This window comes from Pseudomonas costantinii, from assembly GCF_001870435.1.
In the GTDB taxonomy this organism is placed as follows: domain Bacteria; phylum Pseudomonadota; class Gammaproteobacteria; order Pseudomonadales; family Pseudomonadaceae; genus Aquipseudomonas; species Aquipseudomonas costantinii.
Genome location: NZ_MDDR01000035.1, coordinates 183,646 through 202,721, shown reverse-complemented (window position 1 = coordinate 202,721; position 19,076 = coordinate 183,646). Strand labels below are relative to the sequence as shown.

The following is a 19,076-nucleotide window of genomic DNA, read 5'->3' as shown; positions in this document are numbered from 1 at the left end:
TGAAAAGCCCGGCTCTTGAGCCGGGCTTTTTTATGCCTGAAGCAAACACTTACGATCGTTCCCACGCTCTGCGTGGGAACGCCTCTTGTGACGCTCCGCGTCACGCTTTGGGACGCGGAGCGTCCTAGGCTGCATTCCCACGCAGAGCGTGGGAACGATCACTGGTAAACGCGGGTAAAGCCTTCGCGAATCTTCTGTTCCGGCAGTTCATCGGCAATAAACACAATCACACTTTCCCGCGCCTCGCCCTCGGCCCATTCAGTGTCCCAGTCGAAGCCGTAGAGTTTGAGCACGCCCTGGAACACCATGCGCCGGTCTTCCCCGGCAATGTTCAGCACGCCCTTGTAGCGCAGCAGTTGCTTGCCGTGGTCTTCCAGCAGTTCATTCATGAACTCGCTGAGGCGGTCGATATCCAGCGGCTGGTCGGTACGCAGCACCAGGCTTGCGATGCGGTCGATGGACGGCGCAGCGCTCACCGGGCGCAGGCTCATGCCTGCGTTGAGGTTGAAGCCGCGCACATCGAGCAATTCAGCCAGGTCGATGTTGCCATGGTCGACTACGCGAATCGGCGCGCGACGGTTGATGCGGGTAAGGCGCTGGCTGAGGGCATCAAACGTCGCCTCGTCCACCAGATCGCGCTTGCTCACCAGCAGACGGTCGGCGAAACCAATCTGGGCCTGGGCGATAGTTTGGGTCAGGTGATGCTCGGCATGGGCCGCGTCCACCAGGGTGATGATGCCGTCAAGAATGTAGCGCTCGCGCAGTTCTTCATCGATGAAAAAGGTCTGGGCCACCGGCGCCGGGTCAGCCAGGCCAGTGCATTCGATCACCAACCGGTCGAAGGCGATCACGCCACTGTCCAGGCGCTCCAGCAGCAGGTACAGGGCCTTGGTCAGGTCGGTGTGAATGGTGCAGCAGACGCAGCCGTTGGACAGCGTCATGACTTGCACCGGTTCTTCGCCCAACAGCTGGGTGTCGATACCGGCATCACTGAATTCGTTTTCGATCACGGCGATTTTCAGGCCGTGCTCAGCCTTGAGCAGATGGCGCAGCAAGGTGGTTTTGCCGGCGCCGAGGAAGCCGCTGAGGATGGTGACTGGGATGGGAGAGGACAAAGACAGTTCTCCTTATAACTGAAGGAACACAAACAAATGTGGGAGGGGGCTTGCTCCCGATAGCGGTGTGTCAGGCACTTATAGGTCACTGACACACCGCTATCGGGAACAAGCCCCCTCCCACAAGGAATCACTACCCACCCGAACTATCGGGTCAGCAGCACTTAGGCCCACCCTTGCCGCCGTAACGGGCTTCCTGACGTTCCCGGAAGAACGTCTTGTAGTCCATCATCGGCTTGTCCGGGTGCTTGGTTTGCATATGCTCGACGTACGTGTCGTAGTCGGGCATGCCGACCATCAGGCGCGCGGCCTGACCGAGGTATTTACCGAGGCGACTGATGTCATTGAACATGGTTGCAATCCTCGATTACGCGTCCGGTACGGCCTGGAACGGGGCTTCTTTATCCGTACGTTCTTTGTTGCCCCAGGCGGCAACACCGACCTTGAGCGCATAGAACAGAATGCTGAATACCACGAACAGGAACAGCGCCGTCAGCGTTGCGTTGGTGTAGGCGTTCCAGATCACATGCTGCATCTGGTCGACGTTCTTGGCCGGTGCCAGGATCTGGCCGTTGGCCAGGGCATCGCTGTACTTCTTGGCCAGCGACAGGAAGCCGATCGCAGGGTTGGCATCGAACAGCTTGATGAAGCCCGCCGTGGTGGTGCAAATCAGCAGCCATACCGCCGGCAGCATGGTCACCCAGATGTAGCGTTGGCGTTTCATTTTGATCAGCACAACCGTGGCGAGCATCAGCGCGATACCGGCCAGCATCTGGTTGGAGATACCGAACAACGGCCACAAGGTGTTGATACCGCCCAGTGGGTCGATCACGCCTTGGTACAACAGGTAACCCCACATCGCCACACAACCGGCTGTAGCAATCAGGTTGGCAGTCCAGGACTCGGTGCGCTTGAGCGAAGGCACAAAGGAACCCAGCAAGTCTTGCAGCATGAAGCGACCGGCACGGGTACCGGCGTCGACCGCCGTCAGGATGAACAACGCTTCGAACAGAATCGCAAAGTGGTACCAGAACGCCATGGTGTTTTCACCTGGCAGCACACTGTGCAGGATCTGCGCGATACCCACCGCCAGGGTTGGTGCACCGCCGGCACGCGCCAGGATGGTGGTTTCGCCGATGTCATGGGCCACCGCAGTCAGCGCTTCCGGGGTAATTGCAAAGCCCCAACTGCTGACGGTTTGCGCCACAGCCACCACATCACCGCCGACCACGGCCGCCGGGCTGTTCATGGCGAAATACACGCCAGGCTCGATCACCGAAGCGGCAACCATGGCCATGATCGCCACGAACGACTCCATCAGCATCGCGCCGTAACCGATGTAGCGCGCGTTGGTTTCGTTATCCAGCAGCTTGGGCGTGGTGCCCGAGGAGATCAGCGCGTGAAAACCCGAGACCGCGCCACAGGCGATGGTGATGAACAGGAACGGGAACAGGCCGCCCTTCCACACCGGGCCAGTGCCATCGATGAACTGGGTCAGGGCCGGCATTTTCAGCTCTGGCATGGTGACCAGGATGCCGATTGCCAAGGCAATGATGGTGCCGATTTTCAGGAAAGTAGAAAGGTAGTCACGCGGTGCAAGGATCAGCCACACCGGCAGTACCGCAGCCACAAAACCGTAGCCGATCAGCATCCAGGTAATCTGGATTCCGGTAAAGGAGAAGGCCTTGGCCCAGACCGGGTCAGCGGCAATTTGCCCGCCCAGCCAGATCGAACCCAGCAGCAACAGCACGCCGATAATCGAAATTTCACCGATACGACCCGGGCGGATGTAGCGCATGTACACGCCCATGAACATCGCGATCGGGATGGTTGCCATCACGGTAAAGATGCCCCATGGGCTCTCGGCCAAGGCTTTGACTACGATCAGGGCCAACACCGCGAGGATGATGATCATGATCAGGAAGCAGCCAAACAGCGCAATGGTCCCGGGAATGCGGCCCATCTCTTCGCGGACCATGTCCCCCAGGGAGCGACCATTGCGACGAGTGGACAGGAACAGAACCATGAAGTCCTGCACCGCACCGGCCAGCACCACCCCGGCAATCAGCCACAGGGTGCCGGGCAGGTAGCCCATTTGCGCCGCCAGTACCGGACCGACCAGAGGGCCTGCACCGGCAATCGCCGCAAAGTGGTGACCGAAAAGGATGTGTTTGTTGGTCGGCACATAGTCCAGACCGTCGTTATTGAGCACTGCGGGGGTGGCCCGCCGTGAATCAAGCTGCATCACATTATTTGCGATGAACAGACTGTAGTAACGGTACGCAACCAGGTAGATGGCCACAGCTGCGACCACAATCCACAAGGCGTTGATCGCCTCGCCGCGGCGCAAGGCCACTACGCCCAGGGCGCACGCTCCTACGATTGCCAGCACCAGCCAGGGTAGGTGGCGTAGCAGGCTATTATTATTTTTCATTTTTATATTCCAGCCAGGGTGGACAGAAAGGACAGCCGTTCCGAGTTTAGCGCTGTTGGCCTCAAAGGCCACCCCCCTACGTTGGTCTAGAGCCTTCACGAGGCAAAAAAAGCAGAAAAACCGGCCCAATAGTGGCGCAGGGCTACAATCCCCCTATCCACAGAGGGTTTCACCATGACCGAGCAACCGTCTGATCGCCGCCGTTTTCGCCGGATAGCCTTTGACGCCAAGACCGAACTTCGGCAAAACGGCAGGGAGTGGCCGGTGCAATTGGTGGATCTGTCGCTGAAGGGCTTGTTGGTGCAACGACCCGAAGGCTGGAAGGGGAATAAAGCGCTGCCATTCGACGTCGACATACGCCTGGACCCAAAGGCCCATATAAAGATGCAAGCCCGGCTGACACACGAAGATCATGGCCAACTGGGCTTCGTGTGCCAACACATCGACCTGGACTCGATCAGCCATTTGCGGCGGTTGATTGAGTTAAATCTGGGTGATGAGGATGAACTGCATCGTGAGTTGGCGGCGTTGCTGGGAATTTGAACATTGACGCCGAGCCAATGTGGGAGCAACTGTCTTGGTGATTTTTAACTGACACGCCCTAATCGCGGTCAAGCCCGACTCCCACACTGAACCCTGCAGGCCGTGATATCGGTGGTTACTCGAACAACGCATCCAACGCCTGCTCCAACCGCGTCACCCCAATAATCTGTATTCCCGGCGGCGACTCCTTCGGCGCATTACCTTTGGGCACGATCGCGCGTTTGAAACCGTGCTTGGCCGCTTCTTTCAGTCTTTCCTGGCCGCTAGGCACCGGTCGCACTTCACCGGAAAGGCCGACTTCACCAAACACCAGCAAATCGTGGGGCAGCGGTCGATTACGCAGGCTGGACATCACCGCCGCCATCAAGGCCAGGTCAGATGCAGTTTCCAGCACTTTGACCCCGCCGACCACGTTGAGGAATACATCCTGGTCGTGGGTGGGAATGCCGCCGTGACGGTGCAATACCGCGAGCAGCATCGCCAAGCGGTTCTGATCCAGACCGAGGGTTACCCGGCGCGGGTTGGCCAGATGGCTGTCATCCACCAGCGCCTGGACTTCCACCAGCATCGGCCGAGTACCTTCCCACGTCGCCATTACCACACTGCCCGGGACTTCTTCCTGGGCGCGGGTCAGAAAAATTGCCGACGGGTTGGAGACTTCTTTCAGCCCCCGGTCAGTCATGGCAAATACGCCCAGTTCGTTCACCGCGCCAAAGCGGTTCTTCACCGCTCGCAGCAAACGCAAACGACCATCGGACTCGCCTTCGAAATACAGCACGGTGTCGACCATATGCTCCAGCACGCGTGGCCCGGCCAGTGCGCCTTCTTTGGTCACGTGGCCGACCAGGAAGATCGCCGTGCCGCTCTGCTTGGCATAGCGCACCAGCAGCGCCGCACTTTCGCGCACCTGGGACACGCCACCGGGTGCCGACTGCAATTGTTCGGTGAAAATCGTCTGGATCGAGTCGATCACCATGACCTTGGGTTTTTCGATCCGGGCCGTGGCGATGATGCTTTCGATGCAGGTTTCGGTCATCACCCGCAGTTGGTCCTGGGGCAAGCCTAGCCGACGGGCACGCATGGCCACTTGTTGCTGGGACTCTTCACCGGTGACATACAGTGCCGGCATGCGGCTGGCAATGCTGCACAGGGTTTGCAGCAGGATCGTCGATTTACCGATGCCGGGGTCGCCACCGATCAGCACCACCGAGCCGTCCACCAGGCCACCGCCGAGTACCCGATCCAGTTCGCCGGAAGCCGTGGAGAAACGCGGGATCTCTTCGACGCTGACTTCGGCCAGGGTCTTGATCTGCGCCTGTTGCCCGGTCCAGCCTGCGCGGCCGGAGGGGGCCGCGGCGCCACCGCTTTCAATCATGGTTTCAGTCAGGGTGTTCCACGCACCGCACTCGGTGCATTGGCCGGCCCACTTGGGAAAGGTCGCGCCGCACTCCGTGCAGCCGTACATGCGCTTGGCCTTTGCCATTTGAGAACCTCCAACCGAAAAACCGCGATGATAGCTCAGCGCGGCGCCGGGGTCCGGATTTCACCGCTGGCCAATCGTGAAGCGCTGTTGCCGATCGGGTCCTCTGCGTTGAGGTCGGCGCCTCTGGCTTTCAATTCATCCAGCAGTTCGACGCGCTTGAACAACCCGGCGTACATGGCGGCAGTTTGCCCGGCACCGTTACGCTGGTCGGGGTTGCAGTCGGTCGCCAGCAGTCGCTGGGCGATTTTCAGTTCGCCCTTGAAGATCGCGCCCATCAGGGCGGTGTTGCCGCGTTTGTCCTGCACACAGGCGTCGGCTCCCGCGTTGAGCAGCCGCTCCACGAAGGGCCCCTGGCCGTGATAAGCAGCGAGGATCAGCGCGGTGTAACCCTTGTCGTCCTGGGTGTTGAGGCCATAGCCGGATTCGATAAAGGTATTAAGCATGTCGATATCGCCACGGCGGGCGGCATCGAAGTAGTAGTCCTGCAATTGTGCTTTGAGTGCGCTCGGGTCGGGGGACTCGGCGTGGGCGACAAAGGCAAGCATGGCCATTAGTAAACCAATAGAAACTCGCACAGGTTTTCTCCTAACTGGGGTCGACGCCCTCTTTAGAGCGTCGACCGGAACAGACGTCAGTCGGTCAGTTTTTCTGCCAGCGCTTTAACGCGAGCCAGGTCGCCCTTGGCCACCTTGGTCACGCCGGTGCCGTACTCAGGGTCTGCCTTGTAGAGGAACGACAGGATGATGTGCTTGCTCTCGTCATCGGTAGTGGCCAGGGAGCCGCCGAAGTTATCGATCAAGTCCTGACGTTCTTTCTTATTGAAAGAGCGGTACAGGTCACCCGCCTGCTTGAAGTTCTGCTCACGCTGGATCTTCGCCTGCTGAGTGCTGCCCACCAGCGCCGACTGGCTGTAGCGCGCGGTTTGCGGTTCTTCCCGTGGCAACAGGCGGCTTGGCTGGTAGTTCACGCCCGTGGTGGTTTTGCCAAAGTTCATCGCGCCATCCTGGTTACCGTTGTTGACGGTGACCCGAGGAGCGTTGATCGGCAGTTGCAGGGCATTCGGCCCCAGGCGGTACATCTGCGTGTCGGCGTAGGAGAACACTCGGCCTTGCAGCAGGCGGTCTTCCGAAGGCTCGATGCCCGGCACCAGGTTGGCCGGGGCCATCGCCACTTGCTCGGTTTCCTGGAAGACATTCGCCGGGTTGCGGTTCAGCACCATCTGCCCGACTTTGCGCTCCGGCACGTTCGGCCAGATCTTCGTGGCATCCAATGGGTCGAAATCGAACTTGGCCAGGTCTTCAGGCTTTAGCACCTGTACGTACAGGTCCCACTTGGGGAAGTCGCCCTTGTTGATATGGGTGACCAGGTCGTTAGTCATATGGCTGTAGTCACGCCCCTGCACCTCGGTAACTTGCTTGGGATCAAGGTTCTTGATGCCTTGCAGGCTCTTCCAGTGGAACTTGACGTAGTGCACTTCGCCCTTGGCGTTGATCAACTTGTAGGCATGTACGCCATTGCCATCCATTTCCCGGTAACTGGCCGGGGTGCCGGAGTCGGAATACAGCTCGGTCAATGTACGGGTTGACTCTGGAACATGGGAGAAGAAGTCGAAACGACGCGAGTCATCATCCAAGTTAGTCCGTGGGTCGGGTTTAAAGGCGTGGACCATGTCCGGAAACTTTATGGCATCCCGAATAAAGAACGTTGGGAAGTTGTTTCCCACCAGGTCCCAGTTACCGTCAGCGGTGTAGAACTTGGTGGCGAAGCCGCGCGGGTCACGCAAGGTTTCCGGGGAATGGTTGCCGTGGACCACAGCCGAGAACCGCACGAACACTGGAGTGGCTTCACCGGCGGCGAATACTTTGGCTTTGGTCAGGTCGCTGAGGTTGTCGGTGACGGTGAAAGTGCCGTGGGCACCCGTGCCACGGGCGTGTACCACGCGCTCCGGGATACGCTCACGATCGAAGCGTTGCAGCTTCTGAATAAGCTGCACGTCTTGCAACAGCACCGGACCGTTGGCGCCGGCGGTTTGCGAGTTCTGGTTATCGCCAACGGCGGCGCCGTTATCGCGAGTCAGGTTGGCGGCGTGTACGGAGAGGGAAAGCAGGCTGGCGGTCATCAGTACCAACGCGTATCGCGCTGGAGCCGGACCACGGCTCATTGGATTTTTCATCGAGGTTTCCTCTGGTTTTTTTAGTGCACATTCAGTTGTGCTTGCCAGAGGCTAGTGACCCGAGAGTCAGAAGATAAATAGAAAAGCCGTACCACCTCGATTAAGAAAATAGTGTGGTAAGCCACTGAAATGACGCGTATTCCGCGCGCGATTGATGGCACTTTGCAAACTTTTTGCGATTTAATGTGTCGATAAAAATCAACAGTGTTAACAGTTGTGTCGCGCAAGCCTGCTACGACTGACTTACACTGACCTCCACCCTTCTCATCTGTAACAAGGAATAACACATGGGCGTGCTTAGTGAGTTCAAGGCCTTCGCGGTCAAAGGTAATGTGGTCGACATGGCCGTCGGTATCATCATCGGTGCCGCCTTCGGCAAAATTGTTTCCTCTTTTGTAGGCGACGTGGTGATGCCACCTATCGGCCTGTTGATCGGTGGCGTGGACTTCGCTGACCTGGCCGTGACGCTCAAGGCGGCACAAGGCGGAGCTCCGGCCGTGGTCATGGCTTACGGCAAGTTCATCCAAAGCATCATCGACTTCGTGATCGTCGCGTTTGCGATCTTCATGGGCGTGAAAGCGATCAACCGCCTCAAGCGTGAAGAAGCGGTGGCCCCTACCCTGCCGCCAACGCCGACCAAAGAGGAAGAGTTGCTCTCGGAGATCCGCGACCTGCTCAAGGCTCAGAACAGCAAGCCGCTTTAACCGGCTGATCAAGAAAGGCGCCTCATGAGGCGCCTTTTTTCTACCAGTAGTTTTCCACTGCCACTTGGCCTGGGCGTCGACTCAGGCTCAGTTGCATATCGCGCTGCTTGAGCAGTTGCCGTGTGTCATCGACCATCTGCGGGTTGCCGCAAATCAGTACGCGGGAGTGCTCCGGGGTCAGCTCGACGCCGGCAGCGCGCTCCAGCTCTCCATTTTCGATCAGCGTGGTGATGCGTCCGTTGAGCGCGCCCGAATGGTGTTCACGGGTGACGATGGGGATGTAGGTGAGTTTATGGGCGAACTCAGCCAAGTATTCACGTTCACCTAACTCTTTGATCAGCGACTGATACGCCAACTCCTTGGCCTCACGGGCGCTGTACACCAGGACGATGCGCTCGAATTTCTCCCAGGCTTCGAAGTCCTGCAGGATCGACAGGAACGGGGCCACGCCAGTGCCGGTGCCCAGCAGCCACAAATCACGCCCATCCACAAAGCGATTCAACGTCAGGAAGCCTGTGGCCTGGCGCTCCACCATCAACGTATCCCCCACTTGCAGGCGGCTCAGCTCACTGGTGAACTCGCCCCCCGGAACAACGATGGAGAAAAAGTCGAGGTGCTCGTCAAACGGCGAAGACACGATGGAGTACGCGCGCCACACCGTGCTGCCGTCCGCCTTGGTCACCCCCAGGCGCACGAATTGGCCGGCGGTAAACCGAAAGCCGGGGTCGCGGGTGGTACGCAGGGTGAAGAGGCTGGAGGTCAGCGATTGCACATCGAGCAAGGTCTGGCGGGTAAATTTCTCAGCACTGGCCGTCATGGGGAACTCCGTTATGCACAGGGCCCTAGTGTCCCTCAAAGCCGCACGCGCAAACACCGTTGATTTGTACTGGCATTACAACCTTCAAGGTTTTTGAGCCCTCGTCAAGGGACCTTGCGTTCAGTTTTCGAGAGCGTAATACGGACATTTCGCACATAAAATACAGACTAATTATTTGGCTATTAATACACTCAGAATCCATTACCAAATGATCTTACACACTTAATGAATATCACCTTGGCATTACTGATAACTCACTAAAACAAATAACAAATACCTCACCCGCATTATTTTCTTATACAAAAACACATTTTCTGTACAAGAACGAGAAATTCAAGGCCATATCACACATGACTCTTTTTTCATTTCAGCGTGTAGGCAATATCCTACACTCAACTTCGTGTTGCTTTGGGAGATCAGGACGTACCCAAATATTGGAGAAACCTATGGAGAGTTACCGATGGTCAACTGGCGTAATACAAAGCTCCCCAAACTAGAAGGTGAGGACAAGATAGCCACTGTTTTTGAGATGGTCATCAACAAAACCTATGAACTCGGCTTCCAAGTCTGTTCTTTTACGATGAGTTCTCAATCGTCTGACAATAAGATAGAACCGCTTCAATTCAACAACTACTGCAAGGAGTGGAATGATATCTATAAAAGAGCGCACTTATTCGATGTAGACCCTGTTGTAACTCACTGTAAACATAATGTGTTTCCTTTCGTCTGGGAGGAGAAAGCCTTCAGCGCCGCGCCTAACTTGTGGGATTTGGCAAAAACATTCGGTGTGCAACAGGGCTGGACCCAGCCGGTTCACGATTTCCGGGGCGTATTCAGCATGCTGACGCTAGGGCGCAGCAAGGGCGAAGTCACCCCGGAGGAGCTTTACGAAAAGGCCGGCCAGGTGTTGTGGATGTGCCATACGATGCATGCGGTAGTCGCGCAAAAATACGCCGACAAGCCCTGCGTCATCCCCTCCAGCAAGTTAACGCTGCGGGAAACGCAAATTCTCAAATGGTCGGCAATGGGCAAGACAGCAGACGAAGTTGGCAGCATTATGTCGATCACACCACGCACCGTAGGCTTTCATGTCAGCAGTGCCATGAGGAAATTGGGCGTCAATAGCAAGATTGCCGCAGTGCTCCGTGCCTCGAAAGCCGGACTGTTTGACTGACATGCAAACACCCCATGTATTCCCGCTGAAAAAAAAGTAAGATTTGCGACCCATTCTGAGTGTTGACGCAGCTCTACCGGAGCCGCCTCGCCGTTCACTCAGACGGTTCCGCCGGTGCTTTATACCGCCTGCCGAACACCCAACGATTACCCAGAGCCTCCCCCGCCATGCCCCTGCTCGACAGCCCCTTCGCCCAGCTCGATCTGATCCGCCAGCCAGAGCAACACAATGACCCGCTGCAAGCGTTCGACGCCGCCGACGAGTACCTGCTCAGTCATATGGCCGAGCAGCAGCCCGGCGCGGCAACCCGCGTGCTGGTGCTCAATGACAGCTTCGGCGCCTTGGCGGCCAGCCTTGAAGGGCAAGTGCAGGTGACGTCCAGCGGTGACTCATTCCTCGCAGCCCTTGGCCTTGAGAAAAACCTGGTACGCAACGGCAAGGCCTTTGATGCAGTGACCTTCATTCCTGCCAGCCAGGTGCCGACGGGGCCTTTTGATCGGGTGCTGATCCGTGTGCCGAAAACCCTGGCCTTACTCGAAGAACAGTTGATCCGCCTGCAAGGGCAGTTGGCGCCGGGTGCCGAAGTGATTGCCGGGGCAATGGTCAAGCATCTGCCACGGGCGGCGGGCGAGTTACTTGAGCGCTACATCGGGCCGATGCACGCCTCGCTTGCGGTCAAAAAAGCCCGGCTGCTGATCGCGACCGTTGAGGATCGCCCAACAGCAGCTTCGCCCTACCCCACCCGTTACACCGTGGACACACCGACCATCGAGTTGCTGAACCATGCCAACGTGTTCTGCCGCGAAGGCCTGGACATCGGTACGCGCGCTTTCCTCCCGCACCTGCCGAAAAACCTGGGCAGCGCCCGTGTGGCGGACCTGGGCTGCGGCAACGGTGTTTTGGCAATTGCCAGTGCGCTGCAAAACCCCGATGCGCACTACACCTTGGTGGACGAGTCCTACATGGCCGTGCAATCGGCCGCCGAGAACTGGCAAGCCGCGCTGGGTGATCGCAATGTTGTGGTGCGCGCCGGCGATGGCCTAGCCGGCCAGGAGCCGCAATCGCTGGATGTGGTGCTGTGCAATCCACCCTTCCACCAGCAACAGGTAGTGGGCGACTTCCTCGCCTGGCGTATGTTTCAGCAGGCACGGGAAACGCTGGTCGTCGGTGGCGCCCTGTATATCGTCGGTAACCGTCACTTGGGTTATCACACCAAGCTGGCGCGGTTGTTCCGTGGCGTCGAGCAAGTCGCTACCACGCCAAAGTTCGTGATCCTCAAAGCGCGCAAATAAAAAAACCCTGCCTTTCTCACAAAAGGCAGGGTTGAAAGCCGGGCCGCGAGGCCCGGATTGGGATGTCAGTGAGTGCTCAGGCCGGCCGCATTCATGAACATGCGCATCAGGCTGGCCACGACAAACAGGGCCAGCACGCTGCCAGTCCAAATCATCGCGAGCCACCCCAGGCGCCGCCACAACGGCTGTTTCTCGGCCTGTTCGATATCGTGCAACGAAGGTTTGCCGGACATGCTACGACCCTCCTAGTGATAACCGTCTTCGTGGGTGACCTTGCCGCGGAACACGTAGTAGCTCCAGAAGGTGTAGCCCAGGATGAACGGGATGATGAACAGCGTGCCCACCAGCATGAAGCCCTGGCTTTGCGGCGGCGCGGCGGCGTCCCAGATCGAGACAGACGGCGGAATGATGTTCGGCCACAGGCTGATCCCCAGACCGCTGTAGCCGAGGAAGATCAGCACCAGCGTCAGCAGGAACGGCGTGTAGTGCGCATTACGTGCCACCGCGCGGATCAGCCCGTACATGGTCACCAGCACCAGAATCGGCACCGGCAGGAACCAGAACAGGTTCGGCAGGGTGAACCAGCGCGAGGCGATTTCCGGGTGTGCCAACGGGGTCCACAGGCTGACGATACCGATCACCGCCAACACCACGAACGCCAACGGCCGCGCCAGGTTGTGCATCTGCTCCTGCAACTTGCCTTCGGTCTTCATGATCAGCCAGGTGCACCCCAACAGAGCATATGCGACAACCAAGGCCACACCACAGAACAGCGTGAACGGCGTCAGCCAGTCCAGCGAACCACCGGCAAATTGACGATTCACCACCGGGATACCGTCGATAAACGCCCCAAGCGCCACGCCCTGGAAGAACGTTGCAGCCAGAGAGCCGCCGATAAACGCCTTGTCCCACAGGTGGCGCTTGTCGTCCTTGGCTTTGAACCGGAACTCGAAGGCCACGCCGCGAAAAATCAACCCGATCAACATCAGGATCAGCGGCAGGTACAGCGCCGACAACACCACCGCATAGGCCAGCGGAAACGCACCAAACAACGCCGCGCCACCGAGTACCAGCCAGGTTTCGTTGCCGTCCCATACCGGGGCGACGGTGTTCATCATCACGTCACGGTCGACTTTGCCCGGGATAAACGGAAAGAGGATCCCGATACCCAGGTCGAAGCCGTCCATGACCACATACATCATGATGCCGAAGATGATGATCACGGCCCAGATCAGCGGAAGATCAATACCCATCTCAATGCCCCTTGTGCTGGATGTGGGTGTGGTCGTCATCGCTGCCATCATCGGCGGCAGACAACGGACGGGCCGGCGTGCGTTTCTGGCCAGGGCCACCGTGGGTCGGCTCGCTGCCTTCGTGGGTCTGAGGACCTTTGCGTACCAGGCGCATCATGTAGCCCAAACCTGCACCAAACAGCGCGAAGTACACCACCACGAACATCACCAGGGTGATCGTCATCTGCACCAGGCTATGCCCGGATGAAGCATCCGCCGTGCGCATCAACCCGTAGACCACCCACGGCTGGCGGCCGATTTCGGTGGTGAACCAACCGGCGAGAATCGCGATCAGGCCGGACGGGCCCATCCACAACGCCAGGTACAGGAACGGCTTGGACGTGTACATCTTGTCGCCCTTGCGCAGCCAGAGGCTGAACAGACCGGTGAAGATCATCAGGAAGCCCAGGCCGACCATGACCCGGAACGACCAGAACACGATGGTCGAATTGGGGCGGTCCTCAGGCGGGAACTCCTTGAGCGCCGGTACCTGTTTGTCCAGGGAGTGGGTCAGGATCAGGCTGCCGAGATACGGAATCTCGACGGCAAACTTGGTTTTTTCAGCCTTCATGTCGGGCCAGCCGAATAGGATCAACGGCGTCGGTTCGTTGCCGATGTTTTCCCAGTGGCCTTCAATCGCGGCAATTTTCGCCGGTTGATGCTTCAGGGTGTTCAGGCCATGGAAGTCGCCGATCACGGCCTGGATAGGCGCGACAATCAGGGCCATCCACATCGCCATCGACAACATGGTGCGGATGGCCGGGTTGTCTTTGCCACGCAGCAAGTGCCAGGCCGCCGAAGAACCGACGAAGAACGCGGTGGCAACAAAGGCTGCCGTGGCCATGTGCATCAGGCGGTAGGGGAACGACGGGTTGAAGATCACTGCCAGCCAGTCGGTAGGAATCACGCGGCCATCAATGATTTCAAAGCCTTGTGGCGTCTGCATCCAACTGTTGGAGGCAAGGATCCAGAAGGTGGAAATCAACGTGCCGACGGCCACCATTACCGTGGCGAAGAAGTGCAGCTTGCGCCCTACCTTGTTCCAGCCGAACAGCATCACCCCAAGGAAGCCGGCCTCAAGGAAGAACGCCGTGAGCACTTCGTATGTCAGAAGCGGCCCGGTGACGGCGCCGGCGAAGTCCGAGAAGCGGCTCCAGTTGGTGCCGAACTGGTAGGCCATGACCAACCCGGAAACCACACCCATGCCGAAGTTGACGGCAAAGATCTTCGACCAGAAATGGTAAAGGTCACGGTAGGTGTCGTTGTGAGTCTTGAGCCACAAGCCTTCCAGCACCGCGAGGTAACTGGCCAGGCCGATGGTGATCGCCGGGAACAGGATGTGAAAAGAGATGGTGAACGCGAATTGAATTCGGGCGAGATCTAGCGCCTCCAAACCGAACATAAGTCTTCCTCTGTCAGGTAATACCGGCTGCTGGCTGGGAGCCTGCACCCACTGCCCCCACGGATATGGAGTGTGGCGAATTCAAATTCGTTTCTTTTTTAACCAACCACGTAGGGAATCAGGCCTCTCGGCCGCCAGAACAATCCCGGGGCTGGTTTTGATCTGGATCAAGCATTGGTGAAAGAGTAGTCCCATTTTCAAGATTGAACTGTGTGGTCTTTTGCCGCGTGACAGGCTGCCTCACTCGACTTCTCGCAACTCTTTGTTACAGCTTGATGCTAATCTCGCCGTTCCCCCCCGGTCCTGACCTGAATTCCCGATGCCTAGTGAACCCGCGTTGCTGTTGCGTCACCACCGCCCTTTCATCGCGTTCTGGCTGGCGCGGATCTTCACCGCCAGCGGCTTCCAGATGCTCACCGTGGCTATCGGCTGGAACCTTTACCAACTGACCGGCAACGTACTGGACTTGGGTTTGGTCGGCCTGGTGGAGTTCATCCCGCGCGTGCTGTTCATGCTGCACACCGGGCACGTAGCCGACCGCTATGAGCGGCGCAAGGTCGCCGCCATTTGCCAGACCGTTCAGGCGCTGATCGCACTGTCCCTGGCCATCGGCGGCCTGACCGGCAACGTGACCCGCGAGATGATCTTTATCCTCGCCTTCCTGCTGGGCGCCGCACGCTCCTTTGAAATGCCCACCACCCAGGCGCTGCTGCCGAGCATCGTGCCTACCGCGCTATTTCCGCGGGCCGTGGCCTCGTCGCAATCGGCCCAGCAACTGGCGACCATCGTCGCACCAGCCCTCGGCGGTTTGCTGTATGCGTTTGGCAGCGTGTGGGTGTATGGCCCCACCGTGGTGCTGTACCTGATTGCCTGTGTGCTGACCCTCAACCTGCCCGCCCGCCAGACCCCGTTGAATAAAGGCAAGGCCACCCTGGATTCGCTGCTGGCCGGTATCCGCTTTATCCGCAGCCGGCCGGACATCCTCGGGGCGATTTCCCTCGACCTGTTCGCGGTGTTGCTGGGCGGCGCCACCGCGTTACTGCCGGTGTTCGCCAAGGACATTCTGCTGACCGGCGCCTGGGGCCTGGGCCTGCTGCGCTCGGCACCGGCGGTGGGCGCGCTGTTGATGTCATTGTGGTTGGCCCGGTTCGCGGTGGACCGGCATGTCGGCCGCGTGATGTTCACCGCCGTTGGCGTGTTCGGCGTGGCGACCATCGCTTTCGGCCTGTCGACGTCGTTCTGGTTTTCCCTGGCGGTGCTGGTGGTGCTCGGCGCGGCGGACATGATCAGCATGGTGATCCGTGCCTCGTTCGTGCAGTTGGAGACGCCGGATGAAATGCGAGGGCGGGTCAGCGCAGTCAACGGCCTGTTTATCGGCGCATCCAATCAACTGGGCGAATTCGAATCCGGGATCACCGCCCACTGGTTCGGCACCGTGCCCGCCGTGGTCATGGGCGGGATCGGTACGCTGGTGGTGACGGGGGTGTGGATCAAGCTGTTTCCGAGCTTGGCCAACCGCGACCGCATGCATGTGCCGGTGGAAGAGACGAAGCCTTGATCAACGGATGTTGAGCATCGTCTTCAAGGTGTTTTGCGGGCCGTTGATCGAGGAATTGCTGTACTCGAACCAGCCTTGGGCTTCGACGTTCAGGTCAAACACATAGATGTACCCCATTACCGTGCCTGCCCCATTGCAGGCCTGGCTGATGTTACCGACCTGGCACACCGGCGTGCGCTGTCCGTCCAACTCCGCGCCATCGAAGCGGCCCATCGGATTGTTGCCCAGGCCGACTTCCATCACCGAGACCCTGACGTGCCCACGGTGTTCGCACATCTGGGTGCTGCTGGCCCGTTCGGGAATGGTTTCAGAACAACGCGCCGACTCGACCTTGAACACGCGCACCTCGCTCAAGGCCGGTGCAGCCGCGCCCCATGCCGGTGCCGCACCTAGCCACAGGCTGATACAGGCGATCAGAGCTAGACTCCACGCGTTGGCTTTTTTCATGCTGTTGATGACCTTGTAATAAACGTCGGCGCAGTATGCCTCAAGGCCATGATTCACAGCCATGCGCCACAAAGCCAACCCCGTGCGCCACAGGGCCTCGGCTGCTGGTATGATGCGCCGCTTTTTCCGATCCTCTCTGAAACCACAGGCGCTTGGCGCAGTTTGTGCTTTGACTTAGAGGTCAACAAATAACGACGCAAAATAGCGTCACAGGGAGCCGGCATGCTGGAAAAGCTGTTTCAACTCAAAGCACACAATACAAACGTGCGCACCGAGATTCTCGCGGGTATCACGACCTTTCTGGCCATGGCCTACATTCTGTTCGTGAACCCGAGCATCCTCGGCGAGACCGGCATGGACAAGGGCGCGGTGTTTGTCGCGACCTGCCTGGCAGCCGCCATCGGTTCGACCGTGATGGGCCTGATCGCCAACTACCCGATCGCGCTGGCGCCGGGCATGGGCCTCAACGCCTTCTTTACCTACACCGTGGTCCTGCACATGGGCCATACCTGGCAAGTGGCGCTGGGCGCAGTGTTTATTTCGGCGGTGCTGTTCTTCCTGCTGTCGATCTTCCGCATCCGTGAATGGATCATCAACAGCATCCCCCTGCCCCTGCGCTCGGCGATTGCCGCGGGTATCGGCCTGTTCCTGGCGCTGATCGCCCTGCACAACGCCGGCATCGTGGTCAGCAACCCGGCCACCATGGTGGGCCTGGGCGACCTGAAACAACCGGCGCCGATCCTCGCCACCCTCGGTTTCGCGCTGATCGTTGCGCTGGAAGCCCTGGCCGTGCGCGGCGCGGTGCTGATCGGCATTCTGGCGGTGACCATCGTTTCCATCGCCATGGGCTTCACCCCGTTCGGCGGCGTGACCTCGATGCCACCGTCCCTGGCTCCGACCTTCCTGCAACTGGATATCAAAGGCGCGCTGGATATTGGCTTGGTCAGCGTGATCTTCGCGTTCCTGTTCGTTGACCTGTTCGACAACTCCGGCACCCTGATCGGCGTCGCCAAGCGCGCCGGCTTGATGGGCAAGGACGGCCACATGCCGAAAATGGGCCGTGCGCTGATCGCCGACAGCACCGCCGCCATGGCCGGTTCCCTGCTGGGTACGTCGACCACCACCAGCTACATCGAATCCGCTGCGGGCGTGAGCGCCGGTGGCCGTACCGGTTTGACCGCCATCGTGGTCGCGATCCTGTTCCTGCTGGCGCTGTTCTTCTCGCCACTGGCGGCCAGCGTTCCAGCATTCGCGACGGCACCGGCACTGCTGTTCGTCGCCGTGCTGATGACCTCGGGCCTGGCGGAAATCGACTGGGATGACATCACTGTTGCAGCGCCGGTGGTGATCACCGCCCTGGCGATGCCCTTCACTTACTCCATCGCCAACGGCATCGCCTTCGGTTTCATCGCCTGGACCGCCATCAAGCTGCTTTCGGGCCGCTACCGTGAGCTGAACCCGGCACTGGTGATCCTGTCGATTCTGTTCGTGATCAAGCTGGGCTGGTTCAACGCATGACTTTTGACGCCGCAAGCTACACCGCTCAACTGCAAGACAAGGTCACGCGCTTGCGTGACCTGCTGGCACCGTTCGATGCACCCGAGCCACAGGTATTCGACTCGCCGCTGCAGAACTTCCGCCTGCGGGCGGAGTTCCGCCTGTGGCGCGAAGGGGGTGAGCGCCACTACGCGATGTTCTCCCAGGACGACAAGCGCACGCCGATCCTGATCGAAGAGTTCCCCATCGCAGGCCTTCGTATCAACCAGTTGATGCCGCAACTCAAGGCTGCCTGGCAAGCCAGCGCCGCGTTGAGCCATAAGCTGTTCCAGGTGGAGTTCCTCACCACCCTGGCTGGCGACGCGATGATCACCCTGTGCTATCACCGCCCGCTGGATGAGCATTGGCACACCGCCGCGAACAAGCTGGCTGCCGACTTGAATGTCAGCATCATCGGCCGCTCCAAGGGCAAGCGCGATGTGATCGGCCAAGACTACGTGGTCGAGAAATTCGAGGTCGGTGGTCGCACGTTCAGCTATCGCCAACCCGAAGGCGCGTTTACCCAGCCCAACGGCACGGTGAACCAGAAGATGCTCAACTGGGCGTATGCAGCGCTGGGCGATCGCCCGGATGATTTGCTTGAGCTGTATTGCGGCAACGGCAACTTCACCCTGCCCCTGGCGACCCGCGTGCGCAAAGTGCTGGCCACCGAGATCAGCAAGACCTCGGTGAATGCGGCCCTGAGCAACCTTGATGAAAACGCGGTGGATAACGTCACCCTGGTGCGCCTGTCTGCCGAAGAACTCACCGAGGCGCTGAACGAAGTGCGCCCGTTCCGACGTTTGCACGGCATCGACCTGAAAAGCTACGCGTTCGGTAGCGTGTTCGTCGACCCGCCGCGCGCCGGCATGGACCCGGACACGTGCGAACTGACCCGACGCTTCGACAACATCCTCTACATCTCCTGCAACCCGGAGACGTTGGCGGCGAACATCGCGCAGTTGCACGACACTCACCGTATTACCCAGTGTGCGATGTTTGACCAGTTCCCGTGGACGCACCATATGGAATCCGGTGTCCTGCTGACCCGCCGATAAACTTGCCGGACACCGCCCCCCTTTAGGAGCTGGCTTGCCAGCGCCTAA

General features: G+C 59.2%; 18 protein-coding genes. 7 read left to right on the top strand and 11 right to left on the bottom strand.

What is annotated here, in order from left to right; all coding sequences use genetic code 11:
* Positions 1 to 158 precede the first annotated feature (158 nt).
* The 3 genes from yjiA to BFL40_RS19685 form a co-directional block, all read right to left on the bottom strand.
* The gene (gene yjiA, locus BFL40_RS19695) at positions 159 to 1,115 is read right to left on the bottom strand and encodes a GTPase (RefSeq protein ID WP_071485512.1); all 957 of its coding nucleotides are present in this window, start codon (positions 1,113 to 1,115) and stop codon (positions 159 to 161) included.
* Positions 1,116 to 1,269: 154 nt separating this feature from the next.
* The gene (locus BFL40_RS19690; RefSeq protein WP_017737420.1) at positions 1,270 to 1,467 is read right to left on the bottom strand and encodes a YbdD/YjiX family protein; all 198 of its coding nucleotides are present in this window, start codon (positions 1,465 to 1,467) and stop codon (positions 1,270 to 1,272) included.
* Between the two features lie 15 nt (positions 1,468 to 1,482).
* Positions 1,483 to 3,549 (bottom strand): carbon starvation CstA family protein, encoded by a 2,067-nt coding sequence (locus BFL40_RS19685; RefSeq protein WP_071485511.1) that lies wholly within the window; start codon positions 3,547 to 3,549, stop codon positions 1,483 to 1,485.
* A 174-nt stretch (positions 3,550 to 3,723) separates the two neighbouring features.
* On the opposite strand from BFL40_RS19685, the gene BFL40_RS19680 reads away from it, so the two are divergent.
* Positions 3,724 to 4,092 (top strand): PilZ domain-containing protein, encoded by a 369-nt coding sequence (locus BFL40_RS19680; RefSeq protein ID WP_071485510.1) that lies wholly within the window; start codon positions 3,724 to 3,726, stop codon positions 4,090 to 4,092.
* Between the two features lie 115 nt (positions 4,093 to 4,207).
* Here BFL40_RS19680 and radA read toward each other — a convergent pair whose 3' ends face one another.
* The 3 genes from radA to katB are packed head-to-tail and all read right to left on the bottom strand — an operon-like array spanning position 4,208 to position 7,748.
* Entirely contained in the window at positions 4,208 to 5,575 is a 1,368-nt protein-coding gene (gene radA / locus BFL40_RS19675) for a DNA repair protein RadA (RefSeq protein WP_071485509.1), read from the bottom strand.
* Positions 5,576 to 5,610: 35 nt separating this feature from the next.
* Positions 5,611 to 6,150, bottom strand: coding sequence for an ankyrin repeat domain-containing protein (locus BFL40_RS19670; RefSeq protein WP_071485508.1), 540 nt, complete (start codon positions 6,148 to 6,150; stop codon positions 5,611 to 5,613).
* 56 nt (positions 6,151 to 6,206) lie between these two features.
* Positions 6,207 to 7,748 carry a catalase KatB gene (gene katB / locus BFL40_RS19665; RefSeq protein WP_071485507.1) on the bottom strand — a complete coding sequence of 514 codons (1,542 nt, stop codon included), beginning with the start codon at positions 7,746 to 7,748 and terminating at the stop codon, positions 6,207 to 6,209.
* A gap of 287 nt (positions 7,749 to 8,035) precedes the next feature.
* Between katB and mscL the strand changes: the two genes are divergently transcribed.
* Positions 8,036 to 8,452, top strand: coding sequence for a large-conductance mechanosensitive channel protein MscL (mscL, locus tag BFL40_RS19660; RefSeq protein ID WP_071485506.1), 417 nt, complete (start codon positions 8,036 to 8,038; stop codon positions 8,450 to 8,452).
* Between the two features lie 40 nt (positions 8,453 to 8,492).
* Here the strand turns inward: mscL and BFL40_RS19655 are convergent, their stop codons facing one another.
* The gene (locus BFL40_RS19655; protein ID WP_071485505.1) at positions 8,493 to 9,269 is read right to left on the bottom strand and encodes a ferredoxin--NADP reductase; all 777 of its coding nucleotides are present in this window, start codon (positions 9,267 to 9,269) and stop codon (positions 8,493 to 8,495) included.
* A 460-nt stretch (positions 9,270 to 9,729) separates the two neighbouring features.
* Between BFL40_RS19655 and BFL40_RS19650 the strand changes: the two genes are divergently transcribed.
* Together BFL40_RS19650 and BFL40_RS19645 are read left to right on the top strand one after the other, a co-directional pair.
* Positions 9,730 to 10,443 carry a helix-turn-helix transcriptional regulator gene (locus tag BFL40_RS19650; protein ID WP_071485504.1) on the top strand — a complete coding sequence of 238 codons (714 nt, stop codon included), beginning with the start codon at positions 9,730 to 9,732 and terminating at the stop codon, positions 10,441 to 10,443.
* A 167-nt stretch (positions 10,444 to 10,610) separates the two neighbouring features.
* A complete protein-coding gene (locus tag BFL40_RS19645) occupies positions 10,611 to 11,735 on the top strand; it encodes a methyltransferase (protein WP_071485503.1) in 1,125 nt (374 codons plus the stop codon).
* Between the two features lie 65 nt (positions 11,736 to 11,800).
* On the opposite strand, the gene BFL40_RS19640 is transcribed toward BFL40_RS19645, so the two are convergent.
* The 3 genes from BFL40_RS19640 to BFL40_RS19630 are packed head-to-tail and all read right to left on the bottom strand — an operon-like array spanning position 11,801 to position 14,429.
* Positions 11,801 to 11,968, bottom strand: a complete 168-nt coding sequence (locus tag BFL40_RS19640; RefSeq protein ID WP_071485502.1) for a DUF2474 domain-containing protein — start codon at positions 11,966 to 11,968, stop codon at positions 11,801 to 11,803.
* Positions 11,969 to 11,980: 12 nt separating this feature from the next.
* The gene (cydB, locus tag BFL40_RS19635) at positions 11,981 to 12,988 is read right to left on the bottom strand and encodes a cytochrome d ubiquinol oxidase subunit II (RefSeq protein ID WP_071485501.1); all 1,008 of its coding nucleotides are present in this window, start codon (positions 12,986 to 12,988) and stop codon (positions 11,981 to 11,983) included.
* A gap of 1 nt (position 12,989) precedes the next feature.
* Entirely contained in the window at positions 12,990 to 14,429 is a 1,440-nt protein-coding gene (locus BFL40_RS19630) for a cytochrome ubiquinol oxidase subunit I (RefSeq protein WP_071485500.1), read from the bottom strand.
* 319 nt (positions 14,430 to 14,748) lie between these two features.
* Here BFL40_RS19630 and BFL40_RS19625 point away from each other — a divergent pair, with 319 nt between their 5' ends.
* Positions 14,749 to 15,987, top strand: coding sequence for an MFS transporter (locus tag BFL40_RS19625; protein WP_071485499.1), 1,239 nt, complete (start codon positions 14,749 to 14,751; stop codon positions 15,985 to 15,987).
* Here BFL40_RS19625 and BFL40_RS19620 read toward each other — a convergent pair whose 3' ends face one another.
* Positions 15,988 to 16,434, bottom strand: coding sequence for a DUF4879 domain-containing protein (locus tag BFL40_RS19620; RefSeq protein ID WP_071485598.1), 447 nt, complete (start codon positions 16,432 to 16,434; stop codon positions 15,988 to 15,990). It abuts the gene before it with no gap.
* A gap of 222 nt (positions 16,435 to 16,656) precedes the next feature.
* On the opposite strand from BFL40_RS19620, the gene BFL40_RS19615 reads away from it, so the two are divergent.
* Positions 16,657 to 17,952, top strand: coding sequence for an NCS2 family permease (locus tag BFL40_RS19615; RefSeq protein WP_071485498.1), 1,296 nt, complete (start codon positions 16,657 to 16,659; stop codon positions 17,950 to 17,952).
* Positions 17,949 to 19,028, top strand: a complete 1,080-nt coding sequence (gene trmA / locus BFL40_RS19610; protein WP_071485497.1) for a tRNA (uridine(54)-C5)-methyltransferase TrmA — start codon at positions 17,949 to 17,951, stop codon at positions 19,026 to 19,028. The genes BFL40_RS19615 and trmA overlap by 4 nt, the downstream gene beginning before the upstream one ends.
* Positions 19,029 to 19,076 lie beyond the last annotated feature (48 nt).